Annotated in this window: 16 protein-coding genes and 4 pseudogenes; 5 read left to right on the forward strand and 15 right to left on the reverse strand. The window is 37.6% G+C overall.

Annotation, left to right across the window (positions count from 1 at the left end; all coding sequences use genetic code 11):
• Positions 1 to 34: 34 nt before the first annotated feature.
• The 14 genes and pseudogenes from N39L_RS20075 to N39L_RS20140 form a co-directional block, all read right to left on the reverse strand.
• Positions 35 to 199 carry a hypothetical protein gene (locus N39L_RS20075; protein ID WP_014275133.1) on the reverse strand — a complete coding sequence of 55 codons (165 nt, stop codon included), beginning with the start codon at positions 197 to 199 and terminating at the stop codon, positions 35 to 37.
• Positions 200 to 252: 53 nt separating this feature from the next.
• Positions 253 to 1,478 (reverse strand): annotated as a pseudogene (locus N39L_RS20080) (hypothetical protein).
• A gap of 196 nt (positions 1,479 to 1,674) precedes the next feature.
• Complete coding sequence (locus N39L_RS20085; RefSeq protein ID WP_014275136.1) at positions 1,675 to 1,947, reverse strand: hypothetical protein; 273 nt, start codon at positions 1,945 to 1,947, stop codon at positions 1,675 to 1,677.
• A 54-nt stretch (positions 1,948 to 2,001) separates the two neighbouring features.
• Positions 2,002 to 2,274 carry a hypothetical protein gene (locus N39L_RS20090; protein ID WP_014275137.1) on the reverse strand — a complete coding sequence of 91 codons (273 nt, stop codon included), beginning with the start codon at positions 2,272 to 2,274 and terminating at the stop codon, positions 2,002 to 2,004.
• 16 nt (positions 2,275 to 2,290) lie between these two features.
• Positions 2,291 to 2,632, reverse strand: a complete 342-nt coding sequence (locus N39L_RS20095; protein ID WP_006616300.1) for a hypothetical protein — start codon at positions 2,630 to 2,632, stop codon at positions 2,291 to 2,293.
• 26 nt (positions 2,633 to 2,658) lie between these two features.
• Positions 2,659 to 3,042: a DUF1064 domain-containing protein gene (locus N39L_RS20100; protein WP_006616299.1), complete on the reverse strand. Its 384-nt coding sequence runs from the start codon at positions 3,040 to 3,042 to the stop codon at positions 2,659 to 2,661.
• Positions 3,032 to 3,356: pseudogene (locus tag N39L_RS20105) on the reverse strand (hypothetical protein). The gene N39L_RS20100 and the pseudogene N39L_RS20105 overlap by 11 nt, the downstream one beginning before the upstream one ends.
• A gap of 94 nt (positions 3,357 to 3,450) precedes the next feature.
• Complete coding sequence (locus N39L_RS20110; RefSeq protein WP_006616325.1) at positions 3,451 to 3,936, reverse strand: hypothetical protein; 486 nt, start codon at positions 3,934 to 3,936, stop codon at positions 3,451 to 3,453.
• 1,006 nt (positions 3,937 to 4,942) lie between these two features.
• Entirely contained in the window at positions 4,943 to 5,188 is a 246-nt protein-coding gene (locus tag N39L_RS20115) for a hypothetical protein (RefSeq protein WP_006622122.1), read from the reverse strand.
• Between the two features lie 228 nt (positions 5,189 to 5,416).
• On the reverse strand, positions 5,417 to 5,728 hold the full coding sequence (locus N39L_RS20120; RefSeq protein WP_006616324.1) for a hypothetical protein: 312 nt from the start codon (positions 5,726 to 5,728) through the stop codon (positions 5,417 to 5,419).
• 98 nt (positions 5,729 to 5,826) lie between these two features.
• Entirely contained in the window at positions 5,827 to 6,159 is a 333-nt protein-coding gene (locus tag N39L_RS20125) for a hypothetical protein (protein WP_006616323.1), read from the reverse strand.
• A gap of 12 nt (positions 6,160 to 6,171) precedes the next feature.
• Positions 6,172 to 6,933, reverse strand: a complete 762-nt coding sequence (locus N39L_RS20130) for a hypothetical protein (protein ID WP_231851968.1) — start codon at positions 6,931 to 6,933, stop codon at positions 6,172 to 6,174.
• On the reverse strand, positions 6,858 to 7,049 hold the full coding sequence (locus N39L_RS20135) for a hypothetical protein (protein WP_162097026.1): 192 nt from the start codon (positions 7,047 to 7,049) through the stop codon (positions 6,858 to 6,860). The genes N39L_RS20130 and N39L_RS20135 overlap by 76 nt, the downstream gene beginning before the upstream one ends.
• Positions 7,050 to 7,069: 20 nt before the next feature.
• A pseudogene (locus N39L_RS20140) lies at positions 7,070 to 8,789 on the reverse strand (hypothetical protein).
• A gap of 73 nt (positions 8,790 to 8,862) precedes the next feature.
• Between N39L_RS20140 and N39L_RS20145 the strand changes: the two are divergent.
• The 5 genes and pseudogenes from N39L_RS20145 (at position 8,863) to N39L_RS20165 (ending at position 13,130) form a co-directional block, all read left to right on the forward strand.
• Positions 8,863 to 9,111: a hypothetical protein gene (locus N39L_RS20145; RefSeq protein ID WP_006616146.1), complete on the forward strand. Its 249-nt coding sequence runs from the start codon at positions 8,863 to 8,865 to the stop codon at positions 9,109 to 9,111.
• Between the two features lie 581 nt (positions 9,112 to 9,692).
• Positions 9,693 to 10,043: pseudogene (locus N39L_RS20150) on the forward strand (hypothetical protein).
• Positions 10,044 to 10,088: 45 nt separating this feature from the next.
• A complete protein-coding gene (locus tag N39L_RS20155) occupies positions 10,089 to 11,795 on the forward strand; it encodes a pyocin knob domain-containing protein (protein WP_231851969.1) in 1,707 nt (568 codons plus the stop codon).
• 173 nt (positions 11,796 to 11,968) lie between these two features.
• Positions 11,969 to 12,469 carry a hypothetical protein gene (locus N39L_RS20160; RefSeq protein ID WP_014275060.1) on the forward strand — a complete coding sequence of 167 codons (501 nt, stop codon included), beginning with the start codon at positions 11,969 to 11,971 and terminating at the stop codon, positions 12,467 to 12,469.
• A 304-nt stretch (positions 12,470 to 12,773) separates the two neighbouring features.
• Entirely contained in the window at positions 12,774 to 13,130 is a 357-nt protein-coding gene (locus tag N39L_RS20165; protein WP_006615909.1) for a hypothetical protein, read from the forward strand.
• 641 nt (positions 13,131 to 13,771) lie between these two features.
• On the opposite strand, the gene N39L_RS20170 is transcribed toward N39L_RS20165, so the two are convergent.
• The gene (locus N39L_RS20170; RefSeq protein WP_014276167.1) at positions 13,772 to 13,939 is read right to left on the reverse strand and encodes a hypothetical protein; all 168 of its coding nucleotides are present in this window, start codon (positions 13,937 to 13,939) and stop codon (positions 13,772 to 13,774) included.
• Positions 13,940 to 14,203 lie beyond the last annotated feature (264 nt).

The following is a 14,203-nucleotide window of genomic DNA, read 5'->3' on the forward strand; positions in this document are numbered from 1 at the left end:
GTGATAGTTTAAACCCGTCCGAGACGACGTTAAACTATTCGATTTTGGTCAGTAAATGCTTGATATAATTAAGCTGTTTAAGCAATAATTGTTTTTTTGCTTCTGCTACAGATAACTCAATCTCGCAATCATCCATAATACTGATTAACGTATCTCTAGCGTCTTCTCTGTTGGCGTTGTAGATTGTAATATCTACCATTTATTTAAATGTTTTAAACCTTATTTTTGCAATAGCATTTATATTGTTTTGGGTCATTTTTGGGTCTCATAAATTATTTGTTCCCAAACATTTTTGCCGTTCTGATTAATCATATTATATCCTCTATTTTTCATTAGATTATTTAATTCATGCACAGTAACTATTGAATCTAAATAACCATCATTTTTGGCTCTCTCAATGGTTTCTTTCAGAGTCTTGGGGTCAATATCAGTTACAACCTAGATTAATTCTGGACACCCCGCGTTAATAGCTTGTTGATTTTGATTTGTTTTGGCTTCTATACTTTGAGCGATAAAACTATCCAAAAATTGCTCAGTACCTGATGATATAGTCAAGATTTTTTTAATAAAAAAATCCCAGTAATCATTGAAGCGTTTAATTGATTCATTGATAGATAATTGATAAATCAATGAATGGGTGACAATGATTTCACTTGATAACCTAGCGTTAATGATATCTTTTTTGTGTTTCTGTAGTTGTTTTTTGACCTTGCTGTATTGATTGCAGTTATCGATATCTCTCCAGAAAATTTCTAATTGAGATGATAATGAGATGATAATTTATCAAGCGTAATATCTTCTACATCGTTTAAATCGCTTAATTCGTAACTATTCCCCCTATATTCTTCTGATGTCATTGTATCTCGTTTTTTAAACCATATAGGAAACATTCGTATTTTGAGTTCGTTTAATTTCCAAAATGTCCACAATGGATGTATTGAATTAATCACCTTGAAAGCGAAAGCATCAAATACCATGTTAGTTCCCGGTATTTGACTACTGATGGTTATTCGGCTATTTTTGCGGTTTAACACCTTGAAAAGCGATAACATATTCTCATTTTCAATTAATAAGCTAGGGGTGATATCTTCCCATACCAATATAAAATTTTTCTCAAATTCACATTGAAGGGGGTCATAAAAGCGTTCGTGTTGTATCTTGTTTCTCAGTGAAGCAAATGTGCTGTTAGCTAACACTGTGTCGGTGCGATACAGTGAAGCCGCAATAGTAGCTATCTGTGACTTTCCAGTACCACTAGACCCCCAAAGGAACAGGATTCCTGCTGTACTCATAAGGGTTACTGGAGACGCTATAAACGAGGTTACAATAGGGAATTGGATATCAGGATATGGCAGAACACAGACAGCCCTACACACCGATTCTATCTGTTTACCTAAATTGCCATCCGTGATTATTTCGTCAAGTTCAGATGACATTTGGCTTCTGATTAGCCTATAATCGATATAGTCGTCGGACATGGTACACTCCTATCGCTCTTGTATTGCTGACATGGTATGGTGGTTATCCCCCCTAAAATTTTAGGGGGGATTATTTGTGACTACATTAATCGCAGTAACTCAATTAAAGCTATCAAGACATCAGAATCAAGTTTTTTAACCTTGTTATAAAGGCTCTCAAAGCTAGGGTCACAATCCAAAACCTTAGCCCCTTCTGTTAGCCTTTCTTCAAAGGTTTTGTATTTCGGTTTACCACCAAAGCCACCATTTTTTGGGTTTTGGATTCAATGAAAGCGTCAATATCAGCGATAGAGTAATTAGCTACCCGTTCATCAAATTCTTCTATATCCTCAATATAGAAGATATTAGAAATGTCAGAGTTGAAATTATCATCTCCGATATTTCCTTCTAATATCCTGTTAGAAGGTATGACTGATGATTGCCCTAAGTTTATTGTTGCTGTAAACATCACAGAACCGTCTGTAAGCATTGCGTCACTTTCTATTATTTTAAGCAATGCAAGTTCTAGCATTGTAGGGGTGTATTATCGTTTTTTCCCGTTATATTCAGTCTCGTATTTTTCAATAAAAAACCTGACAGCTAATAATTCTTCATCACCTTTGGAATAACTCCAATCCCTATCATTGAAGTTAGCAAAATCACCTGATACACCTTTACCGAATATCCATAGGTGAGGTAAATTAATTCGGAATTGTGCTTGACTAATCACTAGGAATGTGCCTGATTCTCCAGATTTAACTGCACTACAAAACGCGAATTTATCGTCATCTCTTTTACCGTAATATCCAATACTCATGATTACTCTTCCTTAGTTAATTGTTGATTGTTGATTGTGTTAGGTGATTTGATTCTGGCTGCAATTTGGCGACAACCATACCAAAACATTGGATTACCTTACCGGATAGCTGAACTCTAAACTGTGATTGTTTAGTTAGCTTAATAATTGCAGAGCCTTGATAATCACCACGTGGTCTGTAACTACCCATTACCTGATAGGTAATATTCTTGACTTCAGGTGTTTTGTGTTCCTCAATATGTGTCAAGACTTGATAAGCCACAATGATTGTATTTTGGTCAAATTTATGGGGGTTATAATGGCTTTGCACAAGTTCACCATTGAGGCTAAATATGCCTTTATAGTGTAGATTTATCACGGTTGCTGTTCTCCTATTAACTTAAATTATTGTGCTTTCAGATGTCGTTGGAACTCATCGATATTCATTAAATAAATACCTGGCCAACGATAAGACCTGTTCCGAGTGACAAACCAAATATCTTCAATCATTCCGGGATTAAGGTAATTAAGCAATTGCATCTTGAGTTTAAACTCGGTTGTTAGCGTTCCCTTTACTTCGATGTATTGGTTGAAAACTGGACTATAAAAGTCTGGCTTCCATGTAATTGACTTCCAATCATTACAGTGATCAACCAAAGTTAATCGGGGGTGTATTGATAGGTTGTCATCATACTTTTTGAGTAGGTGATACACCTTGCTCTCTAGCGTTGATGCAAAGTAATGCCCCTCATCATATTGTCCTTTGGCGTGATACTTGTTAATCATCATTATTTACCTCCTCTTTATCGCCACCAGATTCAGCTTGATAAATCCTCCATTCTTCCCGGCAATATTCAAGTGCTTTATTGAGAATTTCCTCAATTTTATCTGGGCGTAATGGGATTAATTTTTTTCATGATTTTTCCCACATAATAAGCCAGAAATTCATGGTAAAATTTAACGGCTGTTAATTGCCATTGAAGTTTTCCTCTTCCTGCATAGTTAGGAACCTTTATAGCAAACGACATTCCCATATACATCAACGGGTCAAGTTTAATATTCCTGAGATTTAACCGCACTTCTTTCCAGTGCTTTGATATCATGGTGATAGTCCTCGATGTTTGGTGTATTGGCTACCTTTTTACGGGTAGCCTTTTCTATTTCCCAATTAGACTGCTGTAATTAGACTGTTAGGGATTAACCCTGAAGCCAGACTGAAAATGGGTCAGGGTCGGTTGATAACTCAGGGATATCCGGGCCAACATGATTATCGGAGAGATTAAAAAAGTGACCCTCCAAGGCAGCGATATCGTCAGCAATAGCACCAGAAACTTTACGTGGCATCTTGACACCACCACCAAGTTTAATCAGAGTTAGAATAGCTTTAATGCTATTCTTTAACGCGATAATCTCAGAGTAGGTTAATTCCAGATTAAAGTCCTTTTCGTCCGTTACAGATGCAAACACTAACTTTTCTTTTAATGTGTAGATAGGTGATGTTTTGGGATATGGCAGATAAGGAACTACCTGGTCAAGAAATCCGGCAAAGTTGCTGAACCTTTTTAAGATTGCCAGATATTCACTAGGTGAGAGTCCATGTGTATCCTTGGTTTTTACGCTGTCTTTGTCAATCTGGTAAATAGCGGTATTTTGGTCTACTAATGTATTTTGGTTTTTACGCATCTGTCAGTTATTTTCAACTCATTGACAAAATCATTTTTAAAAAATACGATTGAGTTATTGAGTTGGAAATCACTGTTTTTGATATTTTTGGTTGTTTATGATTATTATTTTTAACCTAATTAATACTTATAAATAAATCAGAAATATATAAGCCCAAAAAATAAAAGAATTATTGACTTTATACCATAATTGTGAAATGTTTAAATTATCGCCACATACAACTCAAACAAAAGACCACTATTTTTTTATATAGTGGTCAATTCTCTTTGTCTACTTTTTGGCGGTTTATTTTTTCTTACTCTTACTGCCAGGTGACTTAACAGGAGCATTAGCAGGAAGATCACCCTGTACTTGGTTTGGTGCTTCACTTCTCTCAACAGTTAATTCACCCAGGTTAGCTAGGGCCAGCCCATCGCTGCTAGGAATTCTGAACATACTGTTATAGGTTCTTAATGATGCTGGCTTGATAGTAAAATAGTGAGCAAATACATATAACAAGCCACTAACAGAAACGATAGGAGGTGCTTTAATACTGATAAATCTCAGTATTTTTTCGCCTACCCGTGTTTGGGTGTATTTACGCCAATAGCCAGGATTAACCGGGGCCTCAACAAAGAAACGAGTGTATTCAGCCTTCTTGTATGCTCTTACCCGACTGCCTTTTATGATATTACGTCTGTTAGTATTAGGCGTGGAAGTATTCCTAACAGGTGGTGTCCAAATGGTTAAGTTCCTGACGGCCGTTGGTTCATTAGATACTGACCCTCCACTTAAAACGTGGAGTCAAAGCATAGGCATAGGTACGCCTATTTTTGAAGTTGCATCTACTGGAACTTCAACTACTAGACTACGACCTAAATGTGAGCCTTTGGCTGTGGCTAACTTTTCTACCCAGTCTTCTTTGTCTCTGTTAAATGCGTCGCTTAAAGGCATAATAACTCTCTTGTTCTACATGATTTAAGTCAGGGTAGGTAAAACGATGATATTAGTGCCTACCCGATATCTATTAATCAACAAATAGCTCTGTAGCTATTACATCAATACTGCCGTCAGTAGGGTCTAAAACATCGTCTGTTGGAATTGACAATGAAACAGTTACGAGACCTGTAGCCATATTTCGGGTATAAGCAGTGACTACGGTTGCACCATCAGGATTATTACTTGCAGTCGATTGCATTCGTTGGGTTGGCTCAATAATTTCAAGTAATTGGTTTTCCAGTGTCGCAGCACCTAGCGTTTTCTTAGTAGCTATAATCTCACCTTGATTTTATTCAATACCTAGACTATAGCAGTGTATTTGCTGATTGTGGCTGCTATGGTTCTTTCAACAGAAGCTACATATATGTAGCAGCTTTTGAGTTAAACGCGACGGTACGCTACCAATACCAACATTACGCTAACTACCAGTTTAACCATGTCTAAGTATGTTCGTAATCTCTTTCATCGTGGATGATAGTTAGTGACTGATATGACTCAATGATTAGGTTGTAGTTGGGGGTTGATTTCCAGTTTTTAACTCTAACGATGTCCTCGTAGCTTTCCGTATGGCATTATCAACCCAACTAGGTTTTCTCTGGAAATGTAGAGGAATTTTGACTTGGGTTTTTCTAGGGTCTTGATACATCGCCAAGGCACTACTTTCACCTAAGTCGATTTTAGCTTGTTCAAATTTATCAATTAATTCCCAGTTAAGTATTTTCACTTCACTGATATACATTTTGCTCTCTTTGATTCTTTTCGCATTTTCCCTACCGCCAAAACCTTTCCTTTCCTCGAAGGTAATAGGATACACGATTTTAGCGTCAGTTAAATCAACTAATTGTTTACAGATATTTTCTGCCTCATTTTTACTAAATTCATTAATAAAAAACGCAAACTTTCTACCATTATTTATAGTGCAATTAACTTTAATATTTTCTTTAGTAAATGCTGACTGGGTTGAGTAAATATCCTTTGTAACCTATCCCATGTAATTTTATCCCTACTAACCGACGGTAACTCTATTTGAGTTTTTTGCAGTGTTGACTGCCTATTTTTAGTCCAATATGGAGGTTTTTCGTAGTTGTACAAAACCAAAGTTAACTGTATTTTAAGATTAGCTGACGTACTGATTTCCGGAAAATCACCTGACCCTACAAATTGCCCTATATCTCTATTTCCTAGTATTTCAGTTTGAGCCCAAGCATTAGTTACGTTTTCCGGTAAATTACGCAGGCTTGACACTAGTCTAAATCTTTATCCATTGTTTTCTATAACCGCGTTAACTAATTGTTGTTGTCTATTTTCTTCTATTCTTTGTAATGCCATATATTCATCTAAACCTTGAGCGACTAACACAATAGCCTCTTTACAGTTCTCGCTAAACTCATCCCCGAATTCCTCGGAACTGTCTTGGTTCCAAATAGTGTTAATATTTCCGTCATAGCTTTCTGGTAATTTCTCCCTAGCTTCCCTTCTCTGTTTCCCGAAACTCCATTCTTCACCTTTTTCGTCACCCCACTTTTCAATCGTTCCTTTACCAGCAGTAACCATTGAAACAATAGCCGTTGCAAGTGTTGAAGGACTTTTATCTAAAAACATTTTAACAACCCGTCTACCGTGTTTAAATAACGTCCATGCTATTGCTTTCATAGCCATGTTAAATGACTGTTTAACGTATGAACCGACAGCTGTAGATACTTCCATAAGCATTTCATGCCCCTTGCTTAATGCTACATGCATAGCGGCCGCTTTATTGAGAAATGCAAGACCTGCTACTGGTAAAACACCACATACTAATTTCCCAGCCATATTACCTAAAAACCCAGCCGTGGTGGTTATAAATTGTCCGGCAATATTTTGGATGTTTCTATCAATATCACTATCGCTAATATTCCAATTAAAATTCCAAAAGCTGTCCCAATTAGAGGTAATAAATGTCGCTACTTTCTCAAAGCTAAAGTTAGATAAAAACTTAGTAATTCCTTCCCATAGCCAACCTCCAAAACTTTTGCCCATAATGTGCCAAACCAACCCGTAGATGTTCTCTGGGCTAAATTAACTTGTCTAACGCCATTCCTACCTATACTGCTACGGGTTTGACGGCTAGACAAGCTACGAGTACTCCTTAGCATTCTTGCACTTCTGGCAACCATTACAAAGTCCCTCTTAGTGGGTTATCGCCGTCAATCAATTCGGTTTCTATCTTGATATCAGGAAAGTCTTTTTTCAATAATTCTTGTACTTTTTTGGTTTCCTGTTCTCTGATATCGTCTTGTTTTTTCATTGAATCATATAACCGCGTTAAATCGGCTAATATGTCTTTGGCTGGGTCATTACTGTTCACCTGTAAAGTACCTTGAGCACGTAAGCAAATATTTCTTTAATTTGATTTAATGTTGTTTGTCATGTTTCTTTCGCATCCTTCTGGTTGGTAATCTTAACCTGGCTTTTATTGGGTTCTAGTAGTTCCTCAAAATTATCAGCTTCTGGAGTAAAGGCTGTTTTAATTTTTGCGTATTTTTTCTCAGTAGCAAATTCTAAATAATCAATTATTTTAGATACTTCACTACCAGCTTTAAAGGCTGCCGCGTGAGCCAAACCTGCTTCATATAACGCCGTTAAAACAGCGTTTTCTGTAACCTGATGAGAGATAGAAATTTCCATTACCATACCAAATATTTCAGCAATTGATTCAGCTAAGTTAGGTAATTTTATTTCGGCTTTTTCTTCTGCTTTTATCATTAGATTGACATCATCAATCTCTACTTTAACTTCAAATTCACCCCATCTTTCATCATCGATGTCAAATCTGTACATTAGCCATTCTGGTAATGTGTTTATTCGTTGAATTATGTTCTCTGGATTATTAGCATTAACCGTTATTTTTTCAGGCATTTCAGCCGGAAAGGATTCAGGGTCTAGCAACTCGTAAATCCTTCTAATCATTCCGCAACAACATTCTTCGTTCATATCTGGTATTGTTATCGTTCGTATATTTTCAGGTTCTTTTTTATTTTCAGGTTCTCCTCCTCCGATGCCTGGCGGGATATCTTTTGTGCTCGCGGAAAAGTTGGGAATTACATAATCAAATTCTGTGCATTCCATCCACGAATCACAAAATGCACCTACACTTTCATACATTAAATCAGGGTCGCCGTATGCCCACTCAGACTCCCACCGTCCTTGCCTATAAAAAACCTCTCACTTCCTGTTGGTTGAGGAGTTTCCCCCCACCTCGGATTCCCACCCATGTGACTAACAAAAGTGATGCTACTTCTACTTGGTGGAGGATTACAGCATCCCCCGCTACCCATTTGTCTGTCGAACTCTTCAACGCTGTACTTTTCATCAGCTTTTATGGTACAACCGATATTGCCATTTCCGCCATTTCCATTGTCTGAATCATCATCTGAATCATCATCTGAACTATCGCCTGGTCGCCTTCCTTTATCATCATCAATTTTGTCACCTGAATTAGGACCCCCAAAACTTCTCCCGCTACCACCACCGCCACTTCTGCCGCCGCGTGGTTTTTTACCTCCCTTTGGTTCATCTCTCTTTGGTGGTTCCTCGTCTACTCGCCGCGCATCATCTTCCCTTTTCCACCTACCATGGTCTTCTGGGTTAATTCCACGCGGCACTCTGGTGATTGGGTCCCAAGGATTTACTAATCCGGGAACACCTCCTCTATCTCTTTCCCTTGCATACGGTAAACCCCTACCAAAGTCCATTGTTGAAGATGTTTGGTCGCCTAAATCTCCTGCTAAACCTGAACTTACTCCTCCTGACCTACCAATATTCCTGGGTGTGCTTGACCTAATAGTATCTTTAATTTTTAGAGTGTCTCTAATTTTTAGAGTGTCTCTAACCATGCTGAATAATTATTGAAGGCTATTAATAAATTAGAAATATTATATAATATTACAAAATAATTGAGGACTATCCATGAGGGGAATTAAAAATATGGCTACGGAAATTAATGCCAGCAATTGGCATAACGCCGTAGAGTTATTTAATGGCGCGATTTTAGAAGGCTTGATAACTGACAGATGTCGTTATGATATTACCGCTTACGCTTATGTCTCTAGCTTGAATGCTAGGTGCTATATCCCTAGTCTCAATCAATCAAAAATACCCAAAATTTATCCAGAATATAGTTATTATCAAAGATGGGAAAAGAAACAAGATGTGTGACAAGGTTCTATCAGCTTACCGGTATTTTATGGGAACCTAGCAACAGAAAACAGGTTAAATCTAGGTATCGTAAAACTCCCTTATTCTGGGGGGATTCACACAGAAAACCTATTGATTGAGTTGATTACCAATCAGACAGAAGGATTAGCTATAGATTCACATTCTGTATGAAAAGCTAGATGTTTAAATCAATTGCACAATAATGATTAAATTAATATTTTTGGTATGGCAGAATACCAACTTGATACCTTACCAAAAACACCATCATTAACTCAACCCGAAATTTTGGTATTTCCGTAGGTAATACCCCTACACTTATCCGCGCCGCCAATACTTACAGATATCGCTTACACTTGCAGAATACGGGTAGCGTTGGGGTTTGGTTTAGTCATGGACACATCAGCAATTGCATACCAGGTCAATGTTTATGGCTACCCCCTAATACTGCATAGGATGACGAGTTAAAATCTACTGCCAGCATCTATGGAATGACAGAGGATAGTGTTTCGCAGATTGTCGGGTTAGAGCAGACAATCACTTACTAACCGACTACAATAGAATTATTTAAGAGGTAGGTGATTATGAGTTTCTCAGTTTATAGCAGTGTTTTAAATTTAGACACTCTCAATATTACTGCTAAGATACCAGGTACTCCCGTTACAAGCACTATTAGTTTAACGGCTAATACAGTTGCCGAATGAGTAGCAGAAAATGCTAACACAAACTGGCGTAATGTATTTATCAAAAACCCGTCTAATATACCCGTTCATTTGATTTTAGACCCTACCGGCGATAGCGTGTCAGACGCTGCATTTTCGGTTAAACCAGGTGATACAGTTATGCTAACAATTGGTGGTAGCGATTTACAAGCTATCGCGGAATCTAGCGCTAACGTATCAATAACTTTAATTGAATTTGTTACTGTAGGTTAATAATAATTAGGGGGAATCCCCCCTAAGATGAATATAGAGGCAGTTATGACTAATTTCAACATTTACTCTAGTAAATTTGGGCAATCAACCGATGACTTGCCAGAAGGTGAAGTTAATCTGTATTTAACTAATGAACGGATACAAGCAGTTATTGACTCCAATACTAATTTAGTCAAATTAACTCAGTTAACTTGGAATAATATTACTAATAAACCTGGCACTTTCCCCACATCTACTCATTCCCATAGCTGGACTGAAATAACGTCCAAACCGTCTACGTTCGCGCCATCCGGTCACGGTCATCTATGGGGCGACATCAGTAGTGCGCCTGCTACCGCAACACGGTTACCTACTTGGTCTGAAGTTACAAGTAAACCGACAACGTTTACTCCATCAGAACATACACATACTATTGCAAATGTTACAGGACTTCAAGGTGCATTAGACGGTAAAGAGCCTACTTTTACCAAAAATACAGCATTTCATAAAAACTTCGGAACAACTACTGGAACTGTAACCGAAGGTAACGATGTCAGATTATCAAATGCTAGAACGCCAACTAGCCATACACACGGTAACATTAGCAATACCGGAACTATAGGTTCTACGGCTAATTTACCGTTAATTACCACCACATTAGGCGCTGTTACTACCGGTACTTTCGGTAGCACGGCAAATACATTTTGTCGTGGTGATGATAGCCGCCTTTCCACCAACCTAAGCTACACTACCGGGGCAGCCCAAGGGACGGTAACAAGCAGTACCGGAACTAACGCTACTATTCCAGCAGCTACGACGAGCATCGCCGGTTTATTAACTTCTGCTGATAAATATAAATTGAATGGAATAGCCGCAGGCGCACAAGTAAATGTAGCAACTAATTTAGGAGTAACAGCAGGAACAACAGCAGGTCCTGTAGTTACATCATCAACAGGAACTAATGTTACTTTACCTACAGCTAGTGCAACTAATTCAGGGATAATTACAACTGGGAATCAGACATGGACAGGAGTTAAAACATTTAATTCATTAATTACCGGGTCAATAAGTGGAAACGCCGGAACAGCAACAGCACTTCAAACAGCAAGAACAATCAATGGAACAAGTTTTAATGGAACAGCAAATATTACTACTGTAAACTGGGGAACTGCTCGGACTTTAACAATTGGTTCTACAGGCAAATCAGTAAACGGCTCTGGAAATGTAAGTTGGAGTTTAGCAGAAATTGGTGCTTTACCAAATCTTTCAATAACTGTAACAGGAGATTGGAATGATGTGTTAACAACAGGTTTTGCTCAAGGGAGTTCTCTTTTAAATCAAAGTCCGGGAAGTTCATGGCGTTTTTGTACTGTACAAAGACATAAGAATTCTGCGATTTCTCAAACAATGATACCTTTTGGAGGAGAAGATATTTATCAAAGAAATCGTGTAAATGCAGTCTGGAGTAGCTGGCAACAATTAGCTTTTACAAGCTCTAATATTACAGGTAATGCAGCAACTGCAACCACGCTTCAAACTGCTAGAACAATTAATGGGACTTCGTTTAATGGTAGTGCCAATATAACAATAACTGCCAATACTCCTAATACATTAACAAATGGTACGGGATTAACTGGAAATAATTTTAATGGGAGTGCTGCAACAACATGGGCAGTTGCTTACGGCAAGCAGGCACAGCCTGTCAAGGTAATGATAGTAGATTATCTGACGCTAGGACTCCCACAACGCACACACATTCAAATATTACATTAACAGCAGGAGATGGTTGATCAGGAGGAGGAACTTTAGCAGCTAATAGAACAATTAATGTAGATTCAACTGTAGTTAGAACTACAGGTAATCAAACTTTAACAGGAATTAAAACATTTAACATAACAAATAATCCAGTAACTTTTGCAACTAATGAAAGTTTTCCTGATGGAAATATGCTTATTGATTTTAATGTTTGGAGGGGGTTTGACATCCGCCGGATAGGAGATAATCCAATTACGGCTTTAGTACTAAATAGTAGAGTTGGAGCAAATAGCTGGGCGTTTTCTCATCAAGGGAATTATTCTATAGAATTAGAAGCAGATGCTAATCCTAGAGTATTTATATATCATGGTATTAATTTTCATCAAAGCGATGTTTGGCGAACTGCTCCTAGCGATAGATATTCAATACAATTATATAACGGGCAGACATATTTTATAAAGAGCTCAACTCTTTCATCATCTGGAGTACATACTAGATTTAGAGTAGAACACACAAACGTATCTTTGATTAACGATAGTGGAGATTATGTTAAAGGTTCTTCGTATATTAGACTTAAAACAGTTTGTGCTCAGAGTATTAATGGCTTAAATTTACTTAAAAAATTAAATGTAATTGAATTTCAATATAATGAGTTGGCAGCCATGGATTTTCTACACAATAAACAAAAATAGGTTTAATCGCACAAGAGGTTCAACAGTCTTATCCTGATGCAGTTTAATTGGTTAAAGATGACCACACATATAGCCCTGAAGTTGACGACAAAAACATAGATTATCTGACGATTCTTTATGAAACATTAGTTCCTTTATTAGTGGCAGGGATTCAATAATTATCCCCAAAATTAGAGGCACTAAGTAAATCAACAGCATCTACAAATGTTAATATCAGTAATTTACCGACAAGCCCTACAGGTTTAAGTGTAGGTGATTTATGGTGTGACACGGATAACGATAATGTAATCAAGCAGGTGAGATAATGTCTAACAAATATGATATATCTGAAACTAATTGGTTTTTAGCTTACAACCAATACTTTATCAAAGAGGATGATACCCCACACGGAAGTAAACAATTGCCAGATATATCAGGTAGTAAATTTGTGAGGATATTATTTGATGCAGACCAGGTTTCTATTTATTTGAAAATGGCAGGATGGTTAAAATTTTACACATACAATGATGTGAAGCAGAATATGATGGTTAAACGTGAAACTATTTGGCTAAATGAATATCAAATAATTGAATCACCACCATATAGTAATTTTTACTCAATATTTGAACCCTGGGAGAGGATTAAATGGTTTACCCTTTATTTTTGGAGATTAATGCAATGAGTATAATAATACTAGAGGTTCTGTTATTGATCACTGTTATTGTTTATTTGGGCATTGATTCATTGATAGGCAATAAAATAATTGAGTCTAAACTAGATTTAAACAATAAAAAGTTAGACATATTATTTGAGTTTTTGAAAAATTAGTTAGTTCAGATAGTTGGTAAAAAACAGTTAGAAGATAAAAAGCAATCACCCCATCTCCCAATCAACAGAGATGATATTGATGATGATGGTTGGCGTAAACCCTAACACCTAACAGCTAACACCTAACAGCTACCCCAATAACTTAAATGGTCCCCTATGGTTTCTGACTATGGGGGTGTCTATTTATTTTTTGGCTAACGGACTGTTGCAACGGACTGTTAAAAATTTATATGAATGCTTACCCTATCATGTCCAGATAATACCCAGAACTACTTTACCCCTAACAGATAGCTTTACCTACAACCTACGGCTAAGATTTTGGGGGTGAACTGATTATGTTGGTATCGGTTTCCGCACGGGGTGATTGCCAACAAAGATTGGAAACTTGCTGAGGATTATGTGGGTATCGAGTCCCATCCCGGTAATTGTCACCAGTTGAAAAGTTGTTTGGGGGTATCGGGTTGGTTCCGGTAGATGATAGTTCATAGTTTCCCCTCACCGGAGATTATGAATCAGACCCATAGATAACCTTGCGAGCGATCGCCACCATACTTTCATAATCTGATACTGAAAGGCGGTCTGATATCTTTGTACATTGATAGGTGTATCTTTGATAGCTTGGGGAATTATCTTCTGCTGTTGTCGTGGTTGATTTTGAAACATATCCTCCCCCCCAACCGGAACAAACACTCTTGGGGGTGCGACCGACGTGATAGCAGTCAATGGTGAGGAACGAACCGATAGGCTTGCTATTGACGGGTATCACAAGGGAGTTACCCTATCGGTGTTTGGTTGGGGGGTGGTATGGGTATTTGACAGATTGATTAAGTTGTGCTTATTGACTGAGTAATCATCCTATTGACAGAATTATTTTCCTGTGCTAGGACTAGATTGTGAGTAATATCTGAGTAATTAGGTACGACTATC

The organism is Limnospira platensis NIES-39, assembly GCF_026000695.1.
In the GTDB taxonomy this organism is placed as follows: domain Bacteria; phylum Cyanobacteriota; class Cyanobacteriia; order Cyanobacteriales; family Microcoleaceae; genus Limnospira; species Limnospira platensis.

Excerpts from the sequence above, each read along its gene's own strand:
- N39L_RS20075 (WP_014275133.1), bottom strand. The coding sequence starts at position 199 with ATGGTAGATATTACAATCTACAACGCCAACAGAGAAGACGCTAGAGAT.
- N39L_RS20085 (WP_014275136.1), bottom strand. The coding sequence starts at position 1,947 with ATGCTTACAGACGGTTCTGTGATGTTTACAGCAACAATAAACTTAGGG.
- N39L_RS20090 (WP_014275137.1), bottom strand. The coding sequence starts at position 2,274 with ATGAGTATTGGATATTACGGTAAAAGAGATGACGATAAATTCGCGTTT.
- N39L_RS20100 (WP_006616299.1), bottom strand. The coding sequence starts at position 3,042 with ATGATGATTAACAAGTATCACGCCAAAGGACAATATGATGAGGGGCAT.
- N39L_RS20110 (WP_006616325.1), bottom strand. The coding sequence starts at position 3,936 with ATGCGTAAAAACCAAAATACATTAGTAGACCAAAATACCGCTATTTAC.
- N39L_RS20130 (WP_231851968.1), bottom strand. The coding sequence starts at position 6,933 with ATGGGCAAAAGTTTTGGAGGTTGGCTATGGGAAGGAATTACTAAGTTT.
- N39L_RS20135 (WP_162097026.1), bottom strand. The coding sequence starts at position 7,049 with ATGCTAAGGAGTACTCGTAGCTTGTCTAGCCGTCAAACCCGTAGCAGT.
- N39L_RS20145 (WP_006616146.1), top strand. The coding sequence starts at position 8,863 with ATGAGGGGAATTAAAAATATGGCTACGGAAATTAATGCCAGCAATTGG.
- N39L_RS20155 (WP_231851969.1), top strand. The coding sequence starts at position 10,089 with ATGACTAATTTCAACATTTACTCTAGTAAATTTGGGCAATCAACCGAT.
- N39L_RS20160 (WP_014275060.1), top strand. The coding sequence starts at position 11,969 with ATGCTTATTGATTTTAATGTTTGGAGGGGGTTTGACATCCGCCGGATA.
- N39L_RS20165 (WP_006615909.1), top strand. The coding sequence starts at position 12,774 with ATGTCTAACAAATATGATATATCTGAAACTAATTGGTTTTTAGCTTAC.
- N39L_RS20170 (WP_014276167.1), bottom strand. The coding sequence starts at position 13,939 with ATGTTTCAAAATCAACCACGACAACAGCAGAAGATAATTCCCCAAGCT.